Below are 20,829 nucleotides of genomic sequence, written 5' to 3'. Positions count from 1 at the left end.
GATTGGTACTCCGCCGTCCTTGCTTGTCCGGGTTTGACCCGTTATAGACCCCACACCCGTAACGACCGGTTCTTAGGGCGCGTAGCTCAGCGGGAGAGCACTTCCTTGACATGGAAGGGGTCACAGGTTCGATCCCTGTCGCGCCCACCACGCACCTCACACTTTCGAAAACTGCCGGATTGGCGCCTTTTCAGGCGCTGGGAGACGTTTCTTTCCCCAATACTCCGATTAGTGACAGTTTTATTTCGGAACCAGTCGTGTTCACGCCGTGACTCGGCTATAGCTCAATGGTCCAGGACTTTTCGACCGGAAGCTGATGCCAACGAAGACCCGGCCGGTAATCGGCGTGATCGGCAACGCGTATCGCATTGAGAACAGGTTCTCCGTCCAGGCGGTCGGAGAAAACAACCTTCGTGCGGTCGCTGAAGTGGCCAATGCCCTGCCGATGATGTTTGCCGGCACCCCCGACATTACCGATATCGGCCAGGTGCTCGATCTGGTCGATGGCATCCTGCTCACCGGCGCTCGGGCCAATGTCCATCCGACCCGGTTCGGAATGGAAGCCCATGCCCGTCACGAGCCCTATGACAATGGCCGCGATGCGGTGGCTCTGGCCATGATCGAAGCTTGTGTCGCGCGCGGGGTCCCGATCTTCGGCATCTGTCGCGGATTGCAAGAGATGAACGTTGCGTTCGGCGGTTCGCTGCATCCCGAGATCCGCGAGATTCCTGGCCGCATCAATCATCGCATGCCGCGGCTCGAGAGCGGCGAGATCCATCCCGATCCGGCGGTCGTATTTGCCGATCGCCACGACGTGCATCTGACCAGCAACGGCACCTTCGCCAGCCTGCTGGGGCGCGAGACCATCACGGTCAATTCCCTGCATGGTCAGGGCATCGATATCCCTGGCGAGCGAGTGGTGATCGAGGGTATTGCCGAGGACGGCACCATCGAGGCCATCCGCATTGCCGATGCGCCGAGCTTCGCGCTCGGTGTGCAATGGCACGCCGAATATGATCCGCAGATCAATCCGATCAACCGCACGCTGTTTCAGGCGTTCGGCGAGGCGGTGGCCGCTCGCAGGCAGCGTGGGGCCTTCACGGCTGCGGCCGCGCCGCTATCAGCAGGAATGCGCTGAGCGCGGCTGCGACACAAAGCACAGCACCCGCGACCGTCGCTGCGGCAAATGCGGTGATCAGCGCCGGCCCCTTTGCCGCCATGACCGATCCGATCAGCGCCGTGACCACAAGGCCGCCTGTGCGTGCGACCGCGCTGTTGAAGCCCGATGCTGACCCGGTGTGACGCGCATCGACGGACATCAGCACGGCCGTCGTCAGAGGTGCGACAGCGCCGGCCATGCCGATGGCGATGACGACCATGGCGGGGAAGACGCTGGTCCAGTAGCTGGTGTCGGGACCGATTCGGAGCGCCAGCAGAAAACCCATCGCCACAATCACCGGTCCCAGCGTCAGCATGATCCTCGGGCCGGTTCTGGCTGCGAGCGAGCCAGCGAGCGGTGATGTCAAAGAGATGACAAGCGGCAAGGGCAGCAGCGCGGCACCGGCCTGTGTCGCCGTGTAGCCGGCGGCTTCGATCAGGAGAAAAGGCATTAGGACGAACAGCCCACCGAGTGCGCCGTACAACAAGAATGTCAGCAGCGTCAGGCCGACGAAGCTCGCCGACCCGAACAGTGCGAGCGGCATCATCGCGCGTTCGCCCTTACGGCCTTCGACCCACACAAACACAAGCAAGAGCAGGAGGCCTGCGGCAAGCGCGCCAAGCGTGAAACCCGACCAGCCATGTGACGTAGCTTCGGTCAGACTCCAGGTCGTCAGGCCAAGTCCCGCAGTCGCGAGAATGGCGCCGAGACCATCGAGCGGCTCGTCGCTGTCGTGTCGATCGCGGGGGATGCCTAGCCAAGCAAGCGCCATTGCCGCCAATGCGATCGGCACATTGATGAGAAAGATGAGATGCCAGCTGCCGATGTCGATCAGCCATCCGCCCAGCACCGGGCCGAGCGCGCCGGCGGCAGCGCCGCTGGCAGCCCAGATGCCGATGGCGCGGCCCTTGGCTTCGCCGGAAAATGTCTGACCGAGGATCGCCAGGCTGTTCGGCATCAGCATCGCCGCGCTGACGCCCTGAAGGAAACGTGCGGCCAGCAGCAGAGGCAGGCTGGGCGCCACAGCGCAAGCCAGCGAGGCCAGCGCAAACAGGCCAACGCCCCAGATCAGAAGTCTGCGGCGGCCGAAACGGTCGCCTGCTGCACCGCCGAGCAAAAGAAGTGCACTGAGCGGCAGCAGATAGGCATTGATCACCCATTGCAGGTCGACGGCATCGGCCTGAAAACTCGCAGCAATGGCCGGAAGTCCGACATTCACCACCGATCCGTCGATGAAGGCCAGGCTGGAGGCCAGAATCGTGGTGGTGATCACCAGGCCGGGATGGCTGATATCATCGATCTTTTCCGTGGCGCCGGCGGCGCCTGCGTCACAAAGCGCATGCAAGGCGTTACTCATGACCGGGTTGTAGGGGGAACGGGAGCTCAGAACAAACCATTGTCCTCCGATCGGGCAATTCCGTTTTGGCCCCGATTGTGCAAGCATCCCGGGCGGTCGTGCCGGGGCGCTCGGTAAGAGAGTCGTCGGCGTGAGATCGGACTGTGTTGAGGAGAGGGACTATGAAACGAATTTATCTGTTGGGGACCATGATCGCCGCGGCGGTCTGCACGACGCAGGCGGGCGCTCAGGAGCTCACCGGCACGCTCAAGAAGATCAAGGACACCGGCGCCATCACCATCGGCTTCCGCGATTCCTCGGTGCCGTTCTCTTATCTGGATGACAATCAGAAGCCCGTCGGTTTCGCCATGGACATCTGCTACAAGATCGTCGATGCGGTGAAGAAAGAACTGAAGAACGACAAGATCGAGGTCAAGCTCAATCCGGTCACCTCGGCGACACGTATTCCGCTGATTGCCAACGGCACCGTCGACCTCGAATGCGGCTCGACCACCAACAATGCCGATCGCCAGAAGCAGGTTGCTTTCACCAATACGCACTTCCTGACGGCCAGCCGCTTCGTCTCGAAGAAGGCCGCCAAGCTTGACAAGATCGACGATCTGAAGGGCAAGTCGGTGGTCTCGACCTCCGGCACCACCAACATCAAGCAGCTTACCGAAGCCAATGCCGCGCGTAATCTCGGCATCAACGTCATTCCCGCCAAGGATCACGCCGAAGCATTCCTGATGGTCGAGACCGACCGTGCTGTGGCCTTCGTGATGGATGACATCCTGCTTGCCAGCCTTGCTGCCGGTGCGCGCGATCCGAGCGCCTATGTGATCTCCAAGGACGCGTTCTCGAAAGCTGAGCCCTACGGCATCATGCTCCGCAAGGACGACGCGCCGTTCAAGAAGGTTGTCGATGCGGCCACTGCCGAGCTCTACAAGAGCCCGGAAGGCGCCAAGATCTATGACAAGTGGTTCACGCAGAAGATTCCGCCCAAGGGCCTCAATCTGAACGTTCCGATGGGAGCCGAGCAGAAGAAGGCGTTCGCCAGCCCGTCGGATTCGCCTGATCCCGACGCCTACGCAGCCAACTAACTCTTGCTTACCTCTCCCCGCTTGCGGGGAGAGGTCGTCTTACATGCGCGTAGCGCGTGTAAGACGGGTGAGGGGGAGGCAGCGAGTAAAACACTGGCTCCCCCTCACCCGTCTCGAACGACTCTCGGTCGTTCGATCCACCTCTCCTCGCAGGCGGGGCGAGGGAAGAAGCACTGGCCCGGCCATTGCATGGGTTTCTGCCTGAGGTTGCCAGGTTTTCGCGTGGACGGCGCGTGGGGGTGAATGCGTGAACTATAACTGGAATTGGGGAATCTTCTGGGATCAGACGCCTGATGCGACGGGGACCTATTTTGGCTCGCTGATGAGCGGCCTTCAGGTCACGATCCTGCTCGCACTCTGCGCCTGGTTCATCGCGTTCGTGATGGGCTCTCTGATCGGCATCATGCGGACCCTGCCTGCGCGCTGGGCGGTGTTTGTCGGCAATGCCTATATCGAGATGTTCCGCAACATTCCGCTGCTGGTGCAGCTGTTCATCTGGTTCTTCGTCATTCCCGAACTTTTGCCCGGCGATCTCGGCATCTGGATCAAGCAGCTGCGCAACGGGCCGTTCATCGCCGCGATGCTCGGGCTTGGCTTCTATATGTCCTCGCGTGTCGCCGCACAGATCACCGCCGGCATCAATGCACTGCCAAAGGGCCAGCGCATGGCCGGCACGGCCATCGGCCTCACCACCTGGCAGACCTATCGCTACATCCTGCTTCCGCTGGCCTATCGCATCATCTTTCCGCCGCTGACCTCCGAATTTCTCAACACCATCAAGAACACGGCGCCCGCACTCACCATCGGTGTGCTTGAACTGACGGCACGGGCGCGGTCCATGCAGGAATTCTCGTTCCAGGTGTTCGAGGCCTTCTCGGCTGCGGCCGCCATCTACCTCGTTCTCAGCGCCGTCGTGACGATCGGAATGCGCATTCTCGAAAAGCGCCTGGCGATCCCCGGCTTCAACGAGGGGAAATAAGCGATGTTCAGCAATTTCGATTACGACGTCATCTGGCGCAGCCTGCCTTACCTGTTTCAGCAGGGCATGGCGTTCACCCTGACGCTGACGGCCATTGCGACGGTCTTCGGTCTCATCCTCGGCACCTTGATCGCGATGATGCGGCTGTCGTCCAGTGCTGTGCTGTCGGGCTTCGCCGTAAGCTACGTCAATCTGATGCGCTCGCTGCCGCTCGTGCTGGTGATCTTCCTGTTCTACTTCCTGATGCCCTATGTCGGACAGTGGATCATCCGCTCCGATCAGCCGGTACAGGTCGGCGCCTACGCCTCGACTATCGTGACCTTCACGCTGTTCGAGGCTGCCTATTTCTCCGAGATCATGCGTGCCGGCATCCAGTCGGTGCCGCGGGGGCAGGTGATGGCCGGTTATGCCATCGGCCTCAACTATCGCGAGGTGATGCGCCATGTCGTGCTGCCGCAGGCGTTCCGCAACATGCTGCCGGTGATCTTCACCCAGACCATCGTGCTGTTCCAGGACACATCGCTGGTCTACGTGCTGTCGATCACGGATTTTCTGGGTGCCGCGTCCAAGGTCGCACAGCGCGACGGTCGTCTCACCGAAATGTATCTGTTCGCGGCGCTGGTCTACTTCCTGATCTGTTTCACCGCCTCGTTCTTTGTGAAGCGCTTGCAGAAGCGCATCAGTATCATTCGCTAGCCACTTTCGCTTTCAGTCTTTGCCTCCAACTATCGGTCGCTCATCATGCCCATGATCACCATCGAAAAAGTCAGCAAGTGGTACAACCCGCAGTTCCAGGTGCTGAAGAACTGCACGACGGCCGTTGAGAAAGGCGAGGTGGTCGTCGTCTGCGGTCCCTCGGGATCTGGCAAGTCGACGCTGATCAAGACCGTGAATGCGCTGGAGCCCGTGCAGCAGGGCACCATCATGGTCGATGGACTGAATGTGACGACGATGAAGAAGGATCTGCCGAAGCTACGCTCACGCGTCGGCATGGTGTTTCAGCACTTCGAACTGTTTCCGCATCTGAAGATCGTCGAGAACCTGTGTCTTGGCCAGACCATCGTGCTCGGCCGCTCGGAAGATGCGGCGAAGGCCAAGGCCATGAAGATGCTGGAGCGCGTCGGCCTCACGGCGCATGCGCAGAAATATCCCGGCCAGCTCTCCGGCGGTCAGCAACAGCGTGTCGCCATCGCGCGCGCGCTGGTGATGGATCCGATCTGCATGCTGTTCGACGAACCGACCTCGGCGCTCGATCCCGAAATGATTAACGAAGTGCTCGATGTCATGGTCGAACTCGCCAAGGAAGGCATGACCATGATGGTGGTGACCCACGAAATGGGCTTCGCCAAGAAGGTCGCCAACCGCGTCATCTTCATGGATGCCGGTGAGATCGTCGAAGACGCGCAGAAGGATGACTTTTTCGGTCATCCGCGCAGCGATCGCGCGCAGCACTTCCTGTCGAAGATCCTCGCGCACTGACGCAGGGAACGGGCGCATACAGCATCGCGCAAGTGCCTCAAGTTTATGCAGATTCTTGAATGCTGCATGACGGGGCAATTAACGAATGTGTCAGAAATGGAGTGGTATCCTTCAACCGTGAGGGCGAGGGCCTGTTGGTCCGCTGATTGAACTCCACCGGAGCGATCGGGTCTTTGTCCTCACGGACAATTCCACGACGCCACGTTCTCAGCCTCTGCCCAATGCTTCTCTGACTGTCTTCCAACGACCCGAGCCGAGGCTGCGCGAGCCATGCTTGCGCGCGTCCTGACTTGGCCCTTCTCCGGAAAGTGCATCGCATGATCAAGATCAACAGTGTCGGCAACAAATTGGGTCTTGCCGGTCTCGTTGGCATCTTGCTCTCGGCGGGCGTCGTGGCGAACCAGATGAGGACCGAGACCGCGATCTCGGAGGTCAACCGTCTGGCCGATGTGCAGCAGAAAATCGCCGATAGCGCGATGGAGGCCGACGGCCAGATGCGCGCCATGCAGGTGGCCAGTCAAGGCCTGCGTATGGCCATCACGACACCCGAGATTGACAAGAACGCGGCCGAGATCAGGGCCGCCAAGGCTGCGCAGGACCGCATCATCGATGCCGCGTCCGCCCTGGCGACCAGGCAGGAATACAAGGACAATTTCGCGAAGATTAAATCGCTGACGTCAACCTATCTCGCCGCTGCCGACGAGATCGTCGGTCTGCAGAAGAAACTGCTCGAGCTCTATCGCAACCGCAACGTCGCCGTGATCGACTGGAACCGGCATCTCGACCAGCTGCGCCTCACCACTGCCGTGACCGAGGCGACGAACTGGCCTGAAGTCGATGGACAGCTCAAGATCGCGGACAATGCCATCAATGCTGTGCAGGCAGCCGCATGGCGTTATGCGTCGATGAATGAAGTCACGCAGAAGGGCCAGATCATCACCAAGGCCAAGATCCTCACCGATGCGCTGGCCAAGGCCAGCGTGTTCGAAGACAGCGAGCTCGTGCAGGGCGGCCTGATCCAGCTCGGCACCGACATGAAGAAATTCATGACGGCCACCGATGAAGCGATCGGCAGTAACGACCAGAAGACCGATATCGTCCGCACCAAGATCACGCCCGCCGCTGCGGCGGCATCTCAACTGGTCGCGCAATCGGTCTCGTCGGCCAAGGCTGCGGTTGGAGAGGCGCGGGCGCAGGCCGCCGAGGAAATGGCACGCTCCGGCCAGGTTAATCTCGCGCTCGGCCTCGCGGTCGTGTTGGTGCTGATCTGCACCATGGTGTTCTCCTTTGTCGGTGTTGCCCGGCCGATGACGCGCCTGAACGGCGCCATGGGCAAGATGGCGGCCGGCGATCTCGATGTCGTGATCCCCGGCGCCAAGCGGGGCGACGAAATCGGCGACATCGCCAAGACAGTTACGGTCATTCGTGCAAACGCCGAACAGAAGGCGCGCGATGAGGCTGCGGCGCGCCTCGACCAGGACAATCTGGCCGCGGCGTCGCGCAAGCGCGAAATGGTCGAGCTCGCCGGGACGTTCGAACGCGCCGTCGGCAATATCGTCGACAACGTCTCCTCGGCGTCGAACAGACTCGAGGAGTCCGCGGGCGCGCTGACGGCAACGGCCGAACAGGCCAAGGAGCTGACCGCTGCAGTCGTTGCTGCGTCGGACGAAGCATCCACCAATGTGCAGGCGGTTGCGTCGTCGACCGAAGAGATGTCGTCATCGGTCAACGAGATCAGCCGGCAGGTGCAAGAGTCGGCGAATATCGCCAACTCCGCCGTGGCGCAGGCGCGCAAGACCAATGACCGCGTGGCGGAGCTGGCCAAGGCTGCGGCCCGGATCGGCGATGTCGTCGAGCTCATCAATACCATTGCCGGCCAGACCAACCTGCTGGCGCTCAACGCCACCATCGAAGCGGCGCGCGCCGGCGATGCGGGCCGCGGCTTTGCGGTGGTTGCGTCCGAGGTGAAGGCGCTCGCCGAACAGACCGCCAAGGCGACGGGCGACATCAGCCACCAGATCAATGGCATCCAGGCGGCGACCCAGGAATCCGTCGGCGCCATCAAGGAGATCGGTGACACCATCGGCCGCATGTCCGAGATCGCCTCGACCATCGCCTCTGCCGTCGAACAGCAGGGCGCAGCGACCCAGGAAATCTCCCGCAACGTTCAGCAGGCCGCGCAGGGCACGATGCAGGTGACGTCGAACATCACCGATGTACAGCGCGGCGCCAGCGCGACCGGATCGGCTTCGACGCAGGTGCTGTCGGCGGCGCAGTCGCTGTCCGGTGAAAGCGCGCGGCTCAAGCTCGAAGTCGGCAAGTTCCTGGACTCCGTCCGGGCCGCATAAATTCATGCTTCTCCCATGATGGGGGAAGCCGCAACGAAGACGGCGCCCGTCGCCGAAGCCAGATCAAATCCTACCTAGGAAGCCAATGATGTCGCTGCTCAATCTCCGTATCCGCGGTCGCCTCTATGGTGGCTTCGGCGCGCTGGTCCTGTTTGGTCTCGCCAGTTCGGGATTTGCCGTCTGGCAGATGACGGAAGTTGGAACGCAGGTCGACTCCCTGAACATTCTTTCGGCCAACACGATCCGCGCCTCGGAGATCGCCTCCGAACTGCACGCGATCCGCGGTGCCGTGTTGCGCTATTCATTCGATCAGGATGAAGCCGCGCTTGCGGATGCCGACAAGCGTCTCGCCGGGGTCACCGCCAGCCTGGACAGGGTGATCAAGACCAGTCGTTCGGAAGAGCGCCGCGCCGCCTACCGCACCATCGAGAAGGACGTTGCCGACGTGAAGGCGCAGCGCCAGGCGCTTGGCGAGGCCATCAAGCAGATGGTCGCCGGCCGGGAAGTGCTGCAGGAAGCCGGCGACAAGCTGTCATCCAGCCTGCGCAAGCTGGTGATCAGCACGCGCAACACCATGTATGGCCAGGGTTCGACCAAGCTCGAATCCGACACGCTGATGGTGCAGATCGCGAATTGGCGCTTCTTCGTCAGCCGCGATGAAAAACATATCGAATCTTTCAAGGATCACGTCCGCATCGCGGAGCAGCAGATCGGCGAAATGGAAAAGATGCAGATGCCGCCGACGCTCAGCGCGTTGTTCGGCACCATCCGCAGCAACCTGAAGAGCTACGCCGCCCAGTTCGAGAAGGCTGCCGCCAGCCTGCAGACGGCAGACGGCATCTTCAACAAGTCGATCAGCCCGACCGTCGTGAAAGCAATCGGCAAGGTCGAGACCATCAAATCCGACATCCAGCAGGTTCAGTCGCAGACCGTCGCCGCAACCAGCAACCGCATGTCGACGACGAGCATGCTGCAGCAGATCGTGGCCGGCGTCGCTACTGTGGTCGGTCTAGCGATTGCCTTCCTGATCGCGCGCGGCATTATTGGCCCTCTGTCGGGCCTGACGGCTGGCATGAAGCGGCTCGCCGACGGGGATTTCAGCGTGGTGTTGCCGGGTCTCGCCCGCAAGGACGAGGTCGGCGACATGGCACGCGCAGTCGAGACCTTCAAGGTACGGGCCGAGGAGAAGGCACGCGCCGAAGCCGAAGCCAAGCTGACGCAGGACCAGCAGGCAGCGATTCAGCGCCGCCGGGACATGATCCGTCTCGCGGACGATTTCGAGGGCGCCGTCGGCAGCATCGTCGAGAACGTGTCATCGGCTTCGAGCCAGCTCGAAGAATCGGCGGGCGGACTGACTGCGACCGCCGAGCAATCCCGCCAGCTCACCGCCATCGTGGCCGCAGCCTCCGACGAAGCCTCGACCAATGTGCAGGCGGTGGCGTCATCCACCGAGGAGATGTCGTCCTCGGTCAACGAGATCAGCCGTCAGGTTCAGGAGTCGGCCAATATCGCCAGCTCCGCGGTGGCACAGGCCCGCAAGACCAATGATCGCGTGGCTGAGCTTGCCAAGGCGGCCGCGCGGATCGGAGATGTTGTCGAGCTGATCAACACGATTGCCGGCCAGACCAATCTGCTGGCGCTCAATGCCACGATTGAAGCGGCGCGCGCCGGCGATGCCGGTCGCGGCTTCGCGGTCGTTGCATCGGAAGTGAAGGCGCTCGCCGAACAGACGGCCAGGGCAACCGGGGACATCAGTCACCAGATCTCCGGCATCCAGGCTGCGACTGAAGAGTCGGTCGGCGCCATCAAGGAAATCGGCGACACCATCGGCCGCATGTCGGAGATCGCGTCGACCATCGCATCTGCCGTCGAGCAGCAGGGCGCAGCGACGCAGGAGATTTCGCGCAACGTTCAACAGGCGGCGCAAGGCACGATGCAGGTGAGCTCGAACATTCTGGATGTGCAGCGCGGCGCGAGCAACACGGGTTCAGCGTCGTCGCAGGTCTTGTCCGCTGCGCAATCGCTGTCCGGCGAGAGCGCGCGGCTGAAGCGCGAGGTCGGCAAGTTCCTGGATTCCGTTCGCGCGGCATAGGACAAAACGTCACACGATCGCGCGCGTTCGCCTGACGAATAAGATACAACTAGCAAACAGCCCGGATGCGTCATCGCATCCGGGCTGTTTGTTTTGGTGAGTCAAACGATGACACGCGCGACAAAAAGTCATTCCACTTTAAAGCGTTTGCGCGGCTGAAATTAACCTGAAGTTCTCGCAACCTGACGATGATCGGATTCGAGATTGCCTCTTGCGTTGCGGGTGCGATTCGCGACGTGCAAGGTCGGCTGTCAGTGGTTCACCCAAGAAGGGCATGTCGCATGTCGCTATTCAATCTCCGCATCCGTGGCAGGCTGTATGGGGGCTTCGGTGCGCTCGTGCTGTTCGGGTTGGCCATGGCGGGTTTCGCGGTGTGGAAACTCACGGAAATTCGCGACGACGTCTCGGCGATGAATGCCCAGTCCGCCAATGCGATGCGCTCGATGGAGATTTCGGCGGAACTCCAGGCGCTTCGCCGCGCAATGCTGCGCTACACATTCGATCAGGATGAAGCGTCATTCGCTGAATCCGAGAAACTGCTGACGCAGGTCGGTGGTGTGCTCGAGGAGACGATCAAGGCGAGCTCGGAGGAGCGTCGCACGATCTACCGCGAAGTCGAGAAGACGATCGCCGATCTGAAGAGCAGGCGCGGCGATCTCGGTAATACCGTCAAGGAGATGCTTGCCAGCCGCAAGGCGCTGCTTGCTGAAGGTGAAAAGCTTCAGGCCGACCTGAAGAAACTCGTGCTCGCGACGCGTAGCTCGCCATTCGCACAAGGGGCGACCACCCTGCAATCCGAAACTCTGTTGGTTCAGATGGCCAACTGGCGGTTCTTTGCAGGTCGCGACCAGGACAATGTGACGTTGTTTGCCAACAGCGTGAAGAACGCCCAGCAACAGATCGCGGAAATGGAAAAATTTGATATGGCGCCGAGTCTTTCAGCGCTGTTCGAATCGATCAAGAAAGGCCTGGTCAGCTATTCCAGCGGGTTCGATAAGGCGTCGGCCAATCTGATGAAGATGGATCAGCTCTATTACAATACGATCACGCCGATGGTGGTCAGCGCCATCCGCAAGACCGACGGCATCAAGGCAGCGATCCAGCAGGAGGTCGTGAGCGCGACGACAGCCAATGAGCAGCGCATTTCCGGCACGATCACGCTGCAGCAGATCGTGGCGGGCGCGGCAACCATCACCGGTCTGCTGATTGCGTTCTTGATCGCGCGCGGCATCATCGGGCCACTGTCGGGTCTGACGGCGGGCATGAAGCAGCTCGCCGAGGGCAATTTCGGCGTGGTGCTGCCGGGGCTCGGCCGCAAGGACGAGGTCGGCGACATGGCGCAGGCTGTCGAGACTTTCAAGGTGAAAGCGGGGGAGAAAGCCCAGGCGGAAGCCGAAGCGCGGATCACGCAGGATCAGGCGGCAGCGCTGCAACGCAAGCAGGACATGATCCGGCTCGCCGACGATTTCGAAGGTACGGTCGGTGAAATAGTCGAGGCGGTGTCGTCCGCGTCGACCGAATTGGAAGCCTCGGCCAGCACGCTGACGTCGACAGCAGATCGGTCGCAGCAGCTCACCACGGTCGTCGCGACGGCGTCGGAAGAAGCCTCCACCAACGTGCAGTCGGTGGCGTCTGCCACTGAGGAAATGGCGTCGTCCATCACCGAGATCGGCCGTCAGGTCCAGGAATCCGCACGTATTGCCAACGAGGCCGTGGACCAGGCGCAGAAGACCAATGATCGCGTCGGCGAGTTGTCGAAAGCTGCCGGCCGCATCGGTGCGGTGGTCGAACTGATCAACACCATTGCGGGGCAGACCAACCTGTTGGCGCTCAACGCCACCATCGAGGCAGCGCGTGCAGGAGACGCCGGCCGCGGCTTCGCAGTGGTCGCGTCCGAGGTGAAGGCGCTCGCCGAGCAGACCGCCAAGGCCACCGGCGAGATCAGCCAGCAGATCGCGAGCATCCAGACTGCGACCGATGATTCCGTCTCGGCGATCCGCGAGATCGGCACGACCATCGGCAAGATGTCGGAGATCGCGTCCACGATCGCTTCGGCTGTCGAAGAGCAGGGCGCGGCGACGCAGGAGATTTCCCGTAACGTGCAGCAGGCTGCGCAAGGTACGATGCAGGTCTCGTCCAACATCATCGACGTGCAGCGCGGCGCGAGCGAGACCGGCGGCGCGTCGTCTCAGGTGCTGTCGGCAGCGCAGTCGCTCTCGTCAGACAGCAGCCGTCTGAAGACTGAAGTCAGCCGCTTCCTGAACTCGGTCCGCGCGGCCTGAGTTCTCCAACATCGCAATTCACTGGCTTGAGTAACGGTGCGTTCTCCGCACACCGCCACTCAAGCCGCTGTATGCTCCGAGAGAATTCAGGGCCTCGAAATATCCCGTGCAGGGCATCGCATGATGCGATTGCAATTTTAGATCGTTAATTCAGAACCTTTGATGCCTGAACTCGAACTCCATCGCTGTCTGAAAAGTCCGAATTACTCGATGACCATTGCGGTACCGGCTCAATTTGAGTGATTGCATCATCGGCGCGTTAACGTTTGTGTCAGAAGCGCGGTGGTAGGTTCCTGCCCATGAGCAGGTGATTTGATCGATCATCGAACGTATCGCCCGCTCATATGAGCCGATGACGCTTCCCGTTCAGGATCGGCTCACGCCAAGCTTCGCGTGCCCGTCGGATTGCCGCCGGGCTGCGCCAAAAATGACAACCGCTTAGCATTCGACCATTTCACGCGACGCCGGACTCCGTCCGGCGAAGGACGACCCGACTCATTTTTCTGCCGCTTCATTCCCAGGAACTGTCATGGCCTTCATCCAGAATCTGCGTATCGGCACGAAGCTCGCGATTGCGTCCGGGCTCGGCATCATTCTCCTCGGTGTCATGATCTATATGCAGACGATGGGAAGCGCAGGCGTTCGCCAGTCATATCAGACGGCCGGCATCTATCAGGGCATTGCGCAGAATGCTGCCGAGGCCAAGGCCTCGTTCCGCGGCATGCAGATCGGCGTGCGTGACTTTCTCGGGGCAACGAAAGTGGCCGATGTCCAGAAGGCCGCCGACTATTTCACGGCGCGTACTACCGCCGGCCTCAAATTTTCGGCTCAGATGCTCAAGCTTGCGACCGCACCGGACGAGCGCGAACGCATCGGCAAATTCCTCGACATGATGACGACCCTCGGTAAGGGCGGCGACAAGATCGGTGTAATCCGCACAGATATCTTGAATCTGCAGGCGACGCGCAACGAAGCTGGCGAATTGTCTGCGGATGCCTCCGCGCGCATCACCACACTGGGCGCGGAGATCGTGAAGCTCCGCACCGACGTGCTGCTACCCATGAGTGCAGAACTCGACAAGCTGGCCGATACGATCGTCAATCTGGCTAAGGAGAAGGTCGAGCAGCAGACGACCGCTGCGGCGAACGAGGCCGCTGCGACCGAGCGAGACTCGCTGATTCTCGGTGGTGTGGTCGCCCTGATGCTGATCGGGACCTGCGTGTTCTCGGTGTTCACCATCGGGCGTCCGATGCGCGCGCTGAGCCGTTCGATGGAAGAACTCGCCGAGGGCAATTTCGGCGTGGTGTTGCCGGGCTTGGGCCGCAAGGACGAGATCGGCGACGTCGCTGGCGCCGTGGAGAAGTTCAAGGTTAAGGCGCAGGAGCGCGCCCGCGCCGAAGCCGACGCTCAAAAGCAGCAGGAGCAGATCGCCGCCGAGCAGCGCAAGCGCGAGATGATCAAGCTGGCGAACGATTTTGAGGGTGCGGTCGGCGAGATCGTCGAAACAGTGTCGTCGGCATCGACCGAACTCGAAGCGTCGGCGGGCACGCTGACGTCGTCTGCCGAGCGTTCGCAGCATTTGACCACTATGGTGGCAGCCGCTTCGGAAGAGGCTTCGACGAACGTACAATCCGTGGCATCGGCGACCGAGGAAATGGCGTCATCGGTAAACGAGATCAGCCGCCAGGTTCAGGAATCTGCGCGTATCGCCAGCGAGGCCGTACAGCAGGCCCAGAAGACCAACGACCGTGTCGGCGAGCTATCCAAGGCGGCCAGCCGTATCGGCGACGTGGTCGAGCTGATCAATAGCATCGCGGGGCAGACCAACCTTCTGGCGCTCAATGCGACCATCGAAGCCGCCCGCGCCGGTGAAGCCGGCCGCGGCTTCGCCGTGGTGGCGGCCGAGGTGAAGACGCTCGCAGAGCAGACCGCCAAGGCGACCGGCGAGATCAGCATGCAGATCGGCAGCATCCAGTCCGCCACGGACGAATCGGTCAGTGCCATCCGCGAGATCGGCGTCACCATCGGCCGGATGTCGGAAATTTCGTCCACGATTGCTTCGGCCGTCGAAGAGCAGGGTGCCGCCACCCAGGAGATTTCCCGTAACGTGCAGCAAGCCGCGCATGGCACCCAGCAGGTCTCGTCCAACATTACGGATGTGCAGCGCGGCGCCAGCGAGACCGGGTCGGCGTCGTCGCAGGTCCTCTCGGCAGCACAGTCGCTGTCGTCGGACGGCGCGCGGCTAAAGGTCGAAGTCGCGCGGTTCCTCAACTCTGTTCGCGCGGCCTAGGCCATGCGGGATCAGAACTGATCATTCTATCGAGCGATAACAGGACGTCCAGCCATGCTCTCGAACATCTCTATCAAAGCCAAAATCACCATCGTTATCGCTTTTCTGTTAATCGCAATGACGGGGATGGGGGCGCTTGCCGTCAGCAAGATGCAGACGATTAACGCCAATGCGTCGGACATCCAGAAGAACTGGCTTCCAAGCGTCCGTGTGCTCGGCGGGCTGCGGGCGACGACCATCGATTACCGCAATCTGGTGCGCGCACACATCCTCGCAGCCAATGCTGACCAGATGCAGAAGACCGAGGCTGGTATCGACACCATCGTCAAGCGGGCCGCCGATGAGCGGACTGCCTATGACAAGTTGGTATCGAGCCCTGAAGAGCGCGCAATCTTCAACGACTGGAGCAAGGAGTGGGACAACTACGTATCACGCAGCCAGGACATCTTTGTGCTCGATCGCAAGAATCTCGGCAAAAGCAGTCAGGAAGCCCATGAGCTCAATCTGAACGTGATCAATCCGCTGGGATCCAAAGCCGATTTTGCCCTGCGCAAGGCCATCGAATTCAACGATAAGGGTGCGGCAGCATCGGGACAGAAGGCCGATGAGAGCTATGGTTCGGCGCTGATGACGGTGATCGTGATCATTGCAGCGACCGCGGTCATCGGCATCGGTGTCGGCATTTATCTGGTCAAGGATGTGTCGTCGGGTATCGCTTCGATCGTGCAGCCGATGCATGCGCTGAGCGCTGGCGATCTCACGGCGCATGTGGCGCATCAGGGTGAGAAGACCGAGATCGGCGCGATGGCCGACACGCTTCAGGTGTTCAAGCAGGCGCTGATCGACAAGCGCGCGGCAGATGAAGCTGCCTCTGCCGACGCCGAAGCCAAGATCGAACGCGGTCGCCGCGTTGACAATATCACCCGCGAATTCGAATCGATGATCGGCGAAATCGTGGAAACCGTATCGTCGGCATCGACCGAACTTGAGGCCTCCGCAAGCACGCTGACAGCGACGGCCGAACGTTCTCAGGACCTAGCCACTACAGTGGCGGCAGCGTCCGAAGAAGCCTCCACCAACGTCCAGTCGGTGGCATCGGCCACTGAAGAAATGGCCTCGTCGGTCAATGAGATCAGCCGACAGGTGCAGGAGTCGGCGAGCATCGCCAATCAGGCGGTCGACCAAGCGCGGCGTACCAACGATCGCGTCAGCGAACTCGCCAGCGCTGCGTCCCGCATTGGGGACGTCGTCGAGCTCATCAACAATATCGCCGGCCAGACAAACCTGCTCGCGCTCAACGCAACCATCGAGGCGGCGCGTGCCGGTGAAGCGGGCCGGGGCTTCGCGGTCGTGGCTTCCGAAGTAAAGGCATTGGCCGAGCAGACCGCTAAGGCGACCGGCGAGATCTCGACGCAGATTTCCGGTATCCAGGCGGCGACGCAGGAATCGGTCGGCGCCATCAAGGAAATCGGCGACACCATCGGCCGGATGTCCGAGATTGCCTCGACCATCGCATCGGCGGTGGAAGAGCAGGGTGCCGCGACGCAGGAGATCTCGCGTAACGTCCAGCAGGCGGCACAGGGTACCATGCAGGTCTCGTCGAACATCACCGACGTGCAGCGTGGAGCGTCCGAGACCGGCTCTGCGTCGTCGCAGGTGCTTTCCGCCGCGCGGTCGCTGTCATCGGACAGCACACGTCTCAAGAATGAAGTGGGCAAGTTCTTGAACTCGGTGCGCGCTGCCTGACGGGCTTGAATACAAGTGTACAGCGCAAAAAGCCGGCGCGTGAGCGTCGGCTTTCCTACGCGATAGTGTTGTTATGCGTGTGCGCCACACTCATTCGAGAAGTCATGCACAGGAAGCAGTTATGATGCACTGCTCCTTAACTTTATCCGGACAATCTCGATCACGAGATCGTTGAAAGCTATCGACGCTCGGCCGGCAGCTCCAATGCATGCCGTGTCTTCAAACCCAGAAAATGCCATTCGTGCAGTTGCGCGCCAACGGTCAAAAACCGAGGGACCATCACCTATGTTTGCCAGCCTGTCCATCCGCACCAAGATCACTCTTGTCGTCTCGTTCCTGCTGCTCGCCATGTCTGCGATGGGCGCGCTGGCCATCAAGCAGATGTACACCATCAACGGAGCGACATCCGACATCGTCACGAGCTGGCTGCCGAGCGTGCGCGCTCTGGGTGAAGTCCGCGCTGCAACGATCAGCTATCGTTCGGTGGTTCGTGGACATCTGCTTGCGACCGACGCCGCGGATACCAAGGTCCAGGACGACACGCTGGTGCGCTACGCCGAGATGCTCGACAAGGCGCGCAAGAGCTATGAGCCGATGATTTCGTCGCCCGAGGAGCGCGCGATGTATAGCGAATTCAGTAAGCTCTGGAGCGAATACATCGCGGCGTTGCAGCCGGTTCTTGCGTTGTCGCGCAAGAACGCTCGTGATGAAGCGCGAGATATGAACGTGAAGGTCAACCAGATTGGCTTCAAAGCGGACGAAGCCCTGCAGAAGGATGTCGAGCTCAACAACAAGGGAGCTTTGACAGCCGGAGAACTGGCGACGGACAGCTTTGGGGTCGCCATCAAGATGGTGATCGGTTCGCTCTTGTTTGCGGTTGTTGTCGGCGTCGGTGCGGCTATCTTGCTGGTGCGCGATGTCTCCGCCGGTATTACGTCGATCGTGTTGCCTATGCAGGCGCTTGGCACGGGTGACCTGACTGCAAATGTTCCGCATCAGGGCGAGAAGACCGAAATCGGAACGATGGCGGATTCGCTTCAGGTATTCAAACAGGCGCTGATCGACAAGCGCGCGGCGGATGAAGCCGCGGCGGCCGATGCAGAAGCCAAGATCGAGCGCGGTCGCCGCGTCGACAGCATCACCCGCAACTTCGAATCGATGATCGGCGAGATCGTCGAGACGGTGTCGTCGGCATCGACCGAACTGGAAGCCTCGGCAGGTACGCTGACCGCCACGGCGGAGCGCTCGCAGGAATTGACCACGACGGTTGCTGCAGCCTCCGAAGAGGCATCGGCCAATGTGCAGTCAGTGGCATCGGCAACCGAGGAAATGGCCTCGTCGGTCAACGAGATCAGCCGACAGGTGCAGGAGTCGGCTGCGATCGCAGGGCAGGCGGTCGATCAGGCACGCAAGACCAATGATCGCGTCGGCGAGCTCGCCAGCGCTGCGTCGCGCATCGGCGATGTGGTCGAGCTGATCAACAACATCGCAGGCCAGACGAACTTGCTGGCGCTCAACGCCACCATCGAAGCGGCGCGTGCCGGCGAAGCCGGTCGTGGCTTCGCCGTCGTCGCCTCCGAAGTGAAGGCCCTCGCTGAGCAAACTGCCAAGGCGACTGGCGAGATCTCCACGCAGATTTCCGGTATCCAGGCGGCGACGCAGGAATCGGTTGGCGCCATCAAGGAGATCGGAGACACTATCGGCCGGATGTCCGAGATTGCCTCGACCATCGCTTCCGCAGTGGAAGAGCAGGGCGCCGCGACGCAGGAGATTTCGCGTAATGTCCAGCAGGCGGCGCAGGGCACGATGCAGGTCTCGTCGAACATCGTTGATGTGCAGCGTGGTGCAACAGAGACTGGATCTGCCTCGACTCAGGTTCTCGCTGCAGCACAATCACTGTCCTCCGACAGCACGCGGCTGAAGGATGAAGTCAGCAAGTTCCTGAACGCGGTGCGGGCAGCCTGAGTTTCACTACAGCATGATCAAGAAAGCCGGCGCGCGAGCGTCGGCTATTTTGTGGATTGCATGATCTGTCGTAGGCAACGTTATCGCATCGGGATTATGCAATAACGCAGTTCGTGCTGCACTGCTTTTTAACTTTATCTCGCCACTCTCTTTCACGCGGGCTCAGACCGTTCTTGTCAATCTGTGCTCGACTGGTAATTGCCGCCAAACGTCGCGCGAGGCGCGATCATAAAAATCAAGCTCTGCCATTGCTGACCAACGGTAGAATACCGAAGGAATACGGTTTCATGCTCGCCAAGATTTCCATTCGCACCAAGATCACCATTGTCATTTCCTTCTTATTGATTGCCATGGGTGGCATGGGCGTTCTGGCTGTCACCAAGATGCGCGCCATCTACGGCGAAGCGTCGGAAATCCAGAAGAGCTGGCTGCCGAGCGTCCGTTCACTGGGGGAGCTTCGTGCAGGCGTAAATGTCTACCGCAATATCGTGCGCCTCCATATGCTCGCCGCGACACTGGAAGCGAAGGCATCGGCCGAGAAGCGCCTGATCAATACCGACGCGGATAACATGAAGATCCGTGCGACCTATGAGAAGCTGATCACTTCGCCTGAGGAGCGCGCGCTGTATACGCAATGGGCGCAGCAGTGGAGCCTCTACATGAATGGTGTCCAGGAAGTTCTGGCGCTTTCGCGCGCCAACGTCGGCAAGATTCCCAACGAACCGCAGGATCTGAACGAGAGCAAGGTGTTGCCGATCGGCAAGAAGGCGGACGACCTGCTCGACAAGGATATCGCGCTGAATAAAGCCGGCGCGGATGCAGCCGGCAAGAGCGCCGAAGACAACTACGAGACAGCCTTCATGTTGCTTGCGATCATGCTCGGTGCATCGGCAATCCTCGGGATCGGCGTCGGCATCTATCTGGTGAAAGACGTGTCGAGTGGCATCGCTTCGATAGTCAAGCCGATGCAGGCGCTCGGCGCCGGCGATCTGACGGCTGTCGTGCCCCATCAGGGCATGAAGACCGAGATCGGCACCATGGGTGATACGCTGCAGGTGTTCAAGCAGGCGTTGATCGACAAGCGGACGGCGGATGAAGCCGCAGCGGCCGACGCCGAAGCCAAGATCGAGCGCGGACGCCGCGTCGACAGCATTACCCGCAACTTCGAATCGATGATCGGTGAGATCGTCGAGACGGTGTCGTCGGCCTCGACCGAACTGGAAGCCTCGGCGGGTACCCTGACCGCCACGGCGGAGCGTTCGCAGGAATTGACCACGACCGTCGCTGCCGCCTCGGAAGAAGCTTCGACCAACGTTCAGTCAGTGGCATCGGCAACCGAGGAAATGGCCTCGTCGGTCAACGAGATCAGCCGACAGGTGCAGGAATCGGCGAGCATCGCCAATCAGGCGGTCGATCAGGCGCGCCGCACCAACGATCGCGTCAGCGAGCTCGCGAGCGCCGCGTCGCGCATCGGCGATGTGGTCGAGCTCATCAATAACATTGCTGGTCAGACCAATTTGCTGGCGTTGAACGCGACCATCGAGGCCGCGCGTGCTGGTGAAGCCGGTCGCGGCTTCGCCGTCGTCGCCTCCGAAGTGAAGGCCCTCGCTGAGCAAACTGCCAAGGCGACTGGCGAGATCTCCACGCAGATTTCCGGTATCCAGGCGGCGACGCAGGAATCGGTTGGCGCCATCAAGGAGATTGGCGACACCATCGGTCGCATGTCCGAGATCGCCTCGACCATCGCTTCCGCGGTGGAAGAGCAGGGTGCCGCGACGCAGGAGATTTCCCGCAACGTTCAACAGGCGGCGCAGGGCACGATGCAGGTCTCTTCGAACATCGTTGATGTGCAGCGTGGTGCAACAGAGACTGGATCTGCTTCGACTCAGGTTCTCGCTGCGGCGCAATCGCTGTCCTCCGACAGCACGCGGCTGAAGGATGAAGTCAGCAAGTTCCTGAACGCGGTGCGGGCGGCCTGATCATAGCTTATAGGGTGGGCAAAGGCGCTCTTGCGCCGTGCCCACCGCAGCGCTTTCCATGATGGTGGCGGGCA

At 61.1% G+C, this 20,829-nt stretch carries 13 protein-coding genes and 1 tRNA gene; 13 read left to right on the top strand and 1 reads right to left on the bottom strand.

The features are described 5' to 3' along the window. The first annotated feature begins 75 nt into the window (after window positions 1-75). A tRNA-Val gene (locus BLW80_RS06085) sits at window positions 76-150 on the top strand. 166 nt (window positions 151-316) lie between these two features. Beyond that, on the top strand, window positions 317-1,138 hold the full coding sequence (locus BLW80_RS06080) for a gamma-glutamyl-gamma-aminobutyrate hydrolase family protein (protein ID WP_089265824.1): 822 nt from the start codon (window positions 317-319) through the stop codon (window positions 1,136-1,138). On the opposite strand, the gene BLW80_RS06075 is transcribed toward BLW80_RS06080, so the two are convergent. Next, a complete protein-coding gene (locus BLW80_RS06075) occupies window positions 1,098-2,516 on the bottom strand; it encodes a DHA2 family efflux MFS transporter permease subunit (RefSeq protein WP_093757188.1) in 1,419 nt (472 codons plus the stop codon). The two genes, BLW80_RS06080 and BLW80_RS06075, sit on opposite strands and share 41 nt — an antisense overlap. A 161-nt stretch (window positions 2,517-2,677) precedes the next feature. Here BLW80_RS06075 and BLW80_RS06070 point away from each other — a divergent pair, with 161 nt between their 5' ends. The 11 genes from BLW80_RS06070 to BLW80_RS06020 all read left to right on the top strand — a co-directional run bounded on the left by BLW80_RS06070 (window position 2,678) and on the right by BLW80_RS06020 (window position 20,755). Next, window positions 2,678-3,595, top strand: coding sequence for an amino acid ABC transporter substrate-binding protein (locus BLW80_RS06070; RefSeq protein ID WP_093757187.1), 918 nt, complete (start codon window positions 2,678-2,680; stop codon window positions 3,593-3,595). Window positions 3,596-3,842: 247 nt separating this feature from the next. Next, complete coding sequence (locus BLW80_RS06065) at window positions 3,843-4,574, top strand: amino acid ABC transporter permease (protein WP_089265827.1); 732 nt, start codon at window positions 3,843-3,845, stop codon at window positions 4,572-4,574. Between the two features lie 3 nt (window positions 4,575-4,577). Beyond that, window positions 4,578-5,270 (top strand): amino acid ABC transporter permease, encoded by a 693-nt coding sequence (locus BLW80_RS06060; RefSeq protein ID WP_068728918.1) that lies wholly within the window; start codon window positions 4,578-4,580, stop codon window positions 5,268-5,270. Window positions 5,271-5,321: 51 nt separating this feature from the next. Next, complete coding sequence (locus BLW80_RS06055; protein WP_089265828.1) at window positions 5,322-6,053, top strand: amino acid ABC transporter ATP-binding protein; 732 nt, start codon at window positions 5,322-5,324, stop codon at window positions 6,051-6,053. A gap of 317 nt (window positions 6,054-6,370) precedes the next feature. Further along, window positions 6,371-8,401, top strand: a complete 2,031-nt coding sequence (locus BLW80_RS06050; RefSeq protein ID WP_139285782.1) for a methyl-accepting chemotaxis protein — start codon at window positions 6,371-6,373, stop codon at window positions 8,399-8,401. Between the two features lie 88 nt (window positions 8,402-8,489). After that, on the top strand, window positions 8,490-10,493 hold the full coding sequence (locus tag BLW80_RS06045) for a methyl-accepting chemotaxis protein (protein ID WP_093757369.1): 2,004 nt from the start codon (window positions 8,490-8,492) through the stop codon (window positions 10,491-10,493). 281 nt (window positions 10,494-10,774) lie between these two features. Then, a complete protein-coding gene (locus BLW80_RS06040; RefSeq protein ID WP_093757186.1) occupies window positions 10,775-12,775 on the top strand; it encodes a methyl-accepting chemotaxis protein in 2,001 nt (666 codons plus the stop codon). A gap of 529 nt (window positions 12,776-13,304) precedes the next feature. Next, window positions 13,305-15,065 (top strand): methyl-accepting chemotaxis protein, encoded by a 1,761-nt coding sequence (locus tag BLW80_RS06035; RefSeq protein WP_093757185.1) that lies wholly within the window; start codon window positions 13,305-13,307, stop codon window positions 15,063-15,065. A gap of 54 nt (window positions 15,066-15,119) precedes the next feature. Next, a complete protein-coding gene (locus BLW80_RS06030; protein ID WP_093757184.1) occupies window positions 15,120-16,811 on the top strand; it encodes a methyl-accepting chemotaxis protein in 1,692 nt (563 codons plus the stop codon). Between the two features lie 285 nt (window positions 16,812-17,096). Then, the gene (locus BLW80_RS06025; RefSeq protein WP_093757183.1) at window positions 17,097-18,776 is read left to right on the top strand and encodes a methyl-accepting chemotaxis protein; all 1,680 of its coding nucleotides are present in this window, start codon (window positions 17,097-17,099) and stop codon (window positions 18,774-18,776) included. A gap of 287 nt (window positions 18,777-19,063) precedes the next feature. Continuing rightward, window positions 19,064-20,755 (top strand): methyl-accepting chemotaxis protein, encoded by a 1,692-nt coding sequence (locus BLW80_RS06020; protein ID WP_093757182.1) that lies wholly within the window; start codon window positions 19,064-19,066, stop codon window positions 20,753-20,755. Window positions 20,756-20,829: the final 74 nt, after the last annotated feature.

Origin of the sequence: Tardiphaga sp. OK245, assembly GCF_900108575.1 — a bacterium.
In the GTDB taxonomy this organism is placed as follows: Bacteria; Pseudomonadota; Alphaproteobacteria; order Rhizobiales; family Xanthobacteraceae; genus Tardiphaga; species Tardiphaga robiniae.
Note: the sequence above shows the minus strand (reverse complement) of the source record. Positions and strands in the feature narration are given on the sequence as shown.

What these genes read in the sequence shown, in the direction of transcription:
- BLW80_RS06080 (WP_089265824.1), top strand. Translation starts at nt 317, where the DNA reads ATGCCAACGAAGACCCGGCCGGTAATCGGCGTGATCGGCAACGCGTAT.
- BLW80_RS06075 (WP_093757188.1), bottom strand. Translation starts at nt 2,516, where the DNA reads ATGAGTAACGCCTTGCATGCGCTTTGTGACGCAGGCGCCGCCGGCGCC.
- BLW80_RS06070 (WP_093757187.1), top strand. Translation starts at nt 2,678, where the DNA reads ATGAAACGAATTTATCTGTTGGGGACCATGATCGCCGCGGCGGTCTGC.
- BLW80_RS06060 (WP_068728918.1), top strand. Translation starts at nt 4,578, where the DNA reads ATGTTCAGCAATTTCGATTACGACGTCATCTGGCGCAGCCTGCCTTAC.
- BLW80_RS06055 (WP_089265828.1), top strand. Translation starts at nt 5,322, where the DNA reads ATGATCACCATCGAAAAAGTCAGCAAGTGGTACAACCCGCAGTTCCAG.
- BLW80_RS06050 (WP_139285782.1), top strand. Translation starts at nt 6,371, where the DNA reads ATGATCAAGATCAACAGTGTCGGCAACAAATTGGGTCTTGCCGGTCTC.
- BLW80_RS06045 (WP_093757369.1), top strand. Translation starts at nt 8,490, where the DNA reads ATGTCGCTGCTCAATCTCCGTATCCGCGGTCGCCTCTATGGTGGCTTC.
- BLW80_RS06040 (WP_093757186.1), top strand. Translation starts at nt 10,775, where the DNA reads ATGTCGCTATTCAATCTCCGCATCCGTGGCAGGCTGTATGGGGGCTTC.
- BLW80_RS06035 (WP_093757185.1), top strand. Translation starts at nt 13,305, where the DNA reads ATGGCCTTCATCCAGAATCTGCGTATCGGCACGAAGCTCGCGATTGCG.
- BLW80_RS06030 (WP_093757184.1), top strand. Translation starts at nt 15,120, where the DNA reads ATGCTCTCGAACATCTCTATCAAAGCCAAAATCACCATCGTTATCGCT.
- BLW80_RS06025 (WP_093757183.1), top strand. Translation starts at nt 17,097, where the DNA reads ATGTTTGCCAGCCTGTCCATCCGCACCAAGATCACTCTTGTCGTCTCG.
- BLW80_RS06020 (WP_093757182.1), top strand. Translation starts at nt 19,064, where the DNA reads ATGCTCGCCAAGATTTCCATTCGCACCAAGATCACCATTGTCATTTCC.